General features: G+C 74.5%; 4 protein-coding genes. All 4 read left to right on the plus strand.

Features of this window, described 5'->3' with window-relative positions; all coding sequences use genetic code 11:
* Window positions 1–2,565: DEAD/DEAH box helicase (locus tag KIK08_RS36800; RefSeq protein ID WP_214407939.1), on the plus strand; the 2,565-nt coding region annotated here is incomplete at its 5' end.
* Window positions 2,558–3,427, plus strand: coding sequence for an SWIM zinc finger family protein (locus KIK08_RS36805; RefSeq protein WP_214407940.1), 870 nt, complete (start codon window positions 2,558–2,560; stop codon window positions 3,425–3,427). The genes KIK08_RS36800 and KIK08_RS36805, both read left to right, overlap by 8 nt.
* A 128-nt stretch (window positions 3,428–3,555) precedes the next feature.
* Entirely contained in the window at window positions 3,556–4,215 is a 660-nt protein-coding gene (locus KIK08_RS36810) for a helix-turn-helix domain-containing protein (protein WP_214407941.1), read from the plus strand.
* 150 nt (window positions 4,216–4,365) lie between these two features.
* On the plus strand, window positions 4,366–5,652 hold the full coding sequence (locus KIK08_RS36815; protein WP_214407942.1) for an acyl-CoA dehydrogenase family protein: 1,287 nt from the start codon (window positions 4,366–4,368) through the stop codon (window positions 5,650–5,652).
* Window positions 5,653–5,771 lie beyond the last annotated feature (119 nt).

Genomic DNA, 5,771 nt, shown 5'->3' on the forward strand with positions numbered 1-5,771 from the left:
CGCAGCCCCGCGCCGGTCGAGCTGGTGCCGCCCCGGCGCGGGCGGGCGCCGAAGCAGGTCCCGGCGGCCGAGGCGTGGCTGGCGGCGCTGCTCAGCCCGGACGGCCGCGTGGAGGCCACCGGCCGCCCGCTCGACGCGCTGGCCGAGGCCGTCGCCGAGTGGGACCTGGTGGGCCGGGGCGGCGACGCCCGCGGCCGGGCCTGCTTCCGGCTGTCGGAGGTCGAGACGCTGCACGACCCGGACGACCCGTCCGCCGACCCGCAGGACCAGACCGGCGACGGCACCCGCTGGGTGCTGGAGTTCCTGCTGCAGTCCCGCGACGACGAGAGCCTGCTGGTGCCGGCCGAGCACGTGTGGGACGGGCGGGCGGCGCGGCTGCTGGCCGACCCGCAGGAGCTGCTGCTGGCCGAGCTGGGCCGGGCGGCCGGGGTGCTGCCGGCGCTGTCGCGCGCGCTGCGCGAGGCCCGCCCCTGCCGGCTCGATCTCGACCTCGACGGCGCCCACCGCTTCCTCACCGCCGACGCGGCGCTGCTGCTGGCGGCGGGCTTCGGGGTGCAGCTGCCGGCCGGCTGGGACGGCGCCCGCCGGGTCGGGCTGACCCTGAGCACCCGCAGCACCCCGGCCGACCGGGTGCTGACGCGCAGCGGACTGGGCCGCGAGCAGCTCGCCGAGTTCCGCTGGGCGGTCGCCGTCGGCGACGAGGAGCTGTCCGAGGACGAGATCGCCGACCTGGTGGCGGCCAAGGCGCCGCTGGTGCGCCTGCGCGGGCGCTGGGTCGCGGTCGACCCGCAGCGGCTGGCCGCCGGGCTCGACTTCCTGCGCCGCGACGGGCGGCGCTCCACCGGGCCGGGCGGGTCGTGGCGCCCGACGGCGGCCCAGCTGCTCGCCGTCGCCCTGCGCCACCCCGATGAGCGCGCCGACGCCGCCGACGGGGAGATCCCGCTGCCGGTCACCGCGGTGCGCGCCGAGGGCTGGATCGGCGACCTGCTCGCCGGCACCGCGGAGAACACGCTGGCCCCGGTGGTGCCGCCGGCGGGCTTCCGCGCGCGGCTGCGGCCCTACCAGCAGCGTGGGGTGTCCTGGCTGGCGTTCCTGTCCCGCATCGGGCTGGGCGCCTGCCTGGCCGACGACATGGGCCTGGGCAAGACGGTGCAGCTGCTGGCGCTGGAGGCCGTCGAGCGCGACGGCGCCTCCCCCGGTCCGACGCTGCTGGTCTGCCCGATGTCGCTGGTCGGCACCTGGGTGCGCGAGGCCGCCCGGTTCGCCCCCGACCTGCGGGTGACGGCCCACCACGGCTCCGGTCGGCCGCACGGCGCCGAGTTGGTCGAACGCGCCCTCGACAGCGACCTGGTGGTCACCACCTACGCCACGGCCACCCGCGACGTCGACGACCTCGCGTCGGTGGCCTGGCGCCGGCTCGTGCTCGACGAGGCCCAGGCGGTGAAGAACAGCCGCTCGTCGCACGCCAGGGCGATCCGCCGGTTCGACGCCGAGCACCGCGTCGCGCTCACCGGCACGCCGGTGGAGAACCGCCTCGCCGAGCTGTGGTCGATCATGGACGTGCTCAACCCCGGCCTGCTGGGCACCGCCGACGGGTTCCGCGCCCGCTACGCGGTGCCGATCGAGCGCCACGGCAACACCGAGGCCGCCCGGCTGCTGCGCCGCGTCACCCGCCCGTACGTGCTGCGCCGCGTCAAGACCGACCCGACGGTCATCGACGACCTGCCGGAGAAGATCGAGATCACCCAGCACTACCGGCTGACCCGCGAGCAGGCCTCGCTCTACCGCACCGTCGTCGACGACATGATGGAGAAGATCGCCGACAGCGACGGCATCGAGCGGCGCGGCAACGTGCTCGCCGCCATGTCCAAGCTCAAGCAGGTCTGCAACCACCCCGCCCAGCTCCTGCACGACGGCTCCCCCATCGGCCGCCGCTCCGGCAAGATCATCCGGCTGGAGGAGATCCTCGCCGAGATCCTCGACGAGGGCGACCGGGTGCTGTGCTTCACCCAGTTCGCCGAGTTCGGCTCGATGCTCGTGCCGCACCTGTCGGCCCGCTTCGACACCGAGGTCGCCTACCTGCACGGCGGCACCCCGGCCCGGCGCCGCGACGAGATGGTCACCCGCTTCCAGTCCGGCGACGGGCCGCCGATCATGCTGCTCTCGCTCAAGGCGGGCGGCACCGGGCTCACCCTGACCGCCGCCAACCACGTGGTGCACCTGGACCGCTGGTGGAACCCGGCGGTCGAGAACCAGGCCACCGACCGCGCCTTCCGCATTGGGCAGAAGCGCTCGGTTCAGGTGCGCCGGTTCGTCTGCCCCGGCACGGTGGAGGAGCGCATCGACGAGATGATCACCCGCAAGCGGGCCCTGTCGGAGATGGTCGTCTCCGACGGCGAGGGCTGGCTCACCGAGCTGTCCACCGACACCCTGCGCGAAGTGTTCACCCTGGGCACCGAGGCGCTGGCCGACGTCGAGGGCGAGCCGGGCACCGGCCGCTACGCCGAGCCGGTGACCGGCGCGCGGACGGTGCTCGGCGATGGGACGGTGCTCGGCGATGGCTGAGCCGCGCGAAGGCGCCGCCGCCGCCCCGGAGCCCGACCCGTTCTGGTGGCGCGACGACGACGCCCCGCGCCGTCCGCTGCCGGTCGAGGGCGGCATCCAGATCTCGCGCGCGCGCGGCGCGGTGGCGCGCACCTGGTGGTCGCGGCGGTTCATCGGGGTCCTCGAGGAGCTCGGCGTGGGCGGGCGGCTGTCGCGCGGGCGCAGCTACGCCCGCGCGGGCCAGATCGTGACGATGCAGGTGGGCCCGGGCGGGGCCAGCGCCGAGGTGCAGGGCAGCAGGCCGCGGCCCTACCGGGCGCGGATCGGCATCCCCACCTTCGGCAAGTCCGAGTGGGCCGCGGTCACCGACGCGCTGGCCCGCGAGGCGTCCTTCGCCGCGGCGCTGCTGGCCGGGGAGATGCCGCACGCCGTGGAGGAGGTGTTCGCCGGGGTCGGGTTGAGCCTGTTCCCGGCCGCGGCCGGCGACATCGTCATGGACTGCACCTGCCCCGACCACGCCGTGCCCTGCAAGCACCTGGCCGCGGTGTTCTACGTGCTGGCCGAGCAGTTCGACGCCGACCCGTTCCGCATCCTGGCGCTGCGCGGGCGCGATCGCGACGCCCTGCTCGACGACCTGCGCGAGCGGCGGTCGGCGGCGGCGGTCGGCGACGCCGGGTCGGCCACGCCGGACCGGCCCGCGCCGCTGGCCGATCTGCTCGACCGCTTCTACGCGGCGGGCGCGCGCCCGGCGCGGCTGACCGGCCCGGCCACCCCGTCCGACGCGCTGCTGGATCAGCTCCCCGACTTCACCATCACCGTGCGCGGCGAACAGGTGAAGGAGCTACTACGCCCGGCCTATCGCGCGATGGACGGTCGCGACTGACGGGTGAGCGGCAGCGACTGACCGGCAGATGGCCGAACCACGCCAACGTTCGGGACGTGGTTCCCAGTGTGAGTGTGCTTGAGGATGACCGCGGCGTTCTCGCCGGTCCGGTCCAACACGTGTTGCGCATGCGCCGCGCTAACGCGCTGGTCGCACAGTTCGCCGAGCAGCCGCCCGGCGGAGACGACGGCACCCGGCCACTGCGGGGTCGCCAGGAGGTCGCCGCGGCGACCGCGCGGTTGCTCGACAGTGCCACCCGCGAGGTCCGCCAGTACGACGTCCCCATCCCGGTGGGCCGGCCCGAGACCGGCGAGGGGTTGCGGGCGCGTCCTTCGCGCGGCATCCGCCACCGCATCGTCACCGACGACTCGGCGACCCGACCGGTGCACCGGTGGGGCGTGGAGCAGCGCAGCCTCCCCCGGGTGCCGTTCCGCATGCTGATCGCCGATTCGCACGCCGCCCTGGTGGGGCGCGGGCCCGACGAGGCGCTGCTGATCGGTCCGTCGCTGCTGCTCGACGTGCTGGTCGACGGGTTCGAGTCGACGTGGGGCCTGGCCACCCCCGTCGACCGCCCGTCGCTGCAGCCCGCCGCGCAGCCGGCGGTGTCCGAGGAGGACCGCCGGCTGCTGGTCGTGATGGCCGCCGGGGCCACCGACCAGGCGATCAGCCGCCAGCTGCACATCAGCGTGCGCACCGTGCAGCGCCGGGTGCGGGCCCTGATGGACCGGCTGGAGGCCGGCACGCGGTTCCAGGCCGGGATGAACGCCGCCAAGCGGGGCTGGATCTGAGTGCCGGGGTGACGAGCATCCCCGTGATGAGGATCCCTATTTCGTCCTGACGCCGTTGTCCCTGCCCGATCCGCACGTCACGATGGCAGGGCGGTGCCGCTGGGCGCGGCGACACCGCCTCCTGACCGACGACGAAGCGGAGACCAGGGCATGGCGTGGGATTTCAGCACCGAACCCGAGTTCGAGGCGAAGCTCGACTGGATGCGGGGGTTCGTCCGCGACGAGATCATCCCGCTGGAGGCCCTCGACCTCGACCGGGCCACCTTCGCCCGGATCACCGCACCCCTCAAGGAGCGGGTGAGGGAGCAGGGCCTGTGGGCCGCGCACCTCCCTCCGGAGCTCGGCGGCGGCGGTTTCGGCCAGGTCAAGCTCGGGCTGATGCACGAGATCCTGGGCCAGTGCCGCTACGCCCCGGGCATCTTCGGCAACAACGCCCCCGACTCGGGCAACGCCGAGCTGCTGGCGATCGGCGGGTCGCCCGAGCAGAAGGAGCGGTGGATGGAGCCGCTGCTGCGCGGCGAGCTGCGCAGCTGCTTCTCGATGACCGAGCCCGGCGCGGGCTCGGACCCGACGCTGCTGTCCACCCGCGCGGTGCTCGACGGCGACGAGTACGTCATCAACGGCCACAAGTGGTTCTCGTCGAACGCGAGCCACGCCGACTTCCTGATCGTCATGGCGGTCACCGACCCCGACGTGTCCGCCTACCAGGGCTCGTCGATGATCATCGTCCCGACCGACACCCCCGGCGTGGACATCGTGCGCGACATCCCGGTGATGGACCACCCGTCGGACAGCAGCGAGCTGTACGGCGGCCACGCCGAGATCATCTACCGGGACGTGCGTGTGCCGAAGGAGAACCTCGTCGGCAACCCGGGCGACGGGTTCCGGCTGGCACAGCAGCGCCTGGGCCCGGGCCGCATCCACCACGCGATGCGCTGGCTCGGCCAGTCGAAGCGGGCGTTCGACATGCTGTGCGAGCGTGCGGTCAGCCGCTACGCGCACGGCTCCACGCTGGCCGAGAAGGGCATGGTCCAGGACTGGATCGCCACCTCGGCCGCGGAGATGCAGGCCGCCCGGCTGCTCACGCTGCACGCGGCGTGGACGATGGACCAGGTCGGCGCGTCCAACGCGAGGGTCGAGATCGCGATGATCAAGTACTGGGGCGCGAAGGTCCTGCACGACGTGATCGACCGGGCCATCCAGGTGCACGGCTCGCTGGGCTTCTCCGGCGACCTGCCGCTGGAGCAGATGTACCGGGCCGCCCGTGCGGCACGCATCTACGACGGCCCCGACGAGGTCCACAAGGCCACCGTGGCGCGCCGCATCCTGCGCGGCTACACCGCGACCGACGTGCCCACCGAGCACATCCCGACCCGGGCCAAGGCGGCGCACGAGAAGTTCGCCGAGTACCTGGACCGGGCTACCGCCGACCTGTGAGCCGGTCCCGGACCCGCCCGGCCGCGTGCCGCAGCCGGGCGGCCGGGCTCCGGTCGTCCCCGGCGGGCGCGTCGCCCGCCGGGTCGTCGGCGACGGCCGGCGGGGCCGGTGGGCCGCTC

This window comes from Pseudonocardia lacus (assembly GCF_018531445.1).
Taxonomy (GTDB): Bacteria; Actinomycetota; Actinomycetes; order Mycobacteriales; family Pseudonocardiaceae; genus Pseudonocardia; species Pseudonocardia lacus.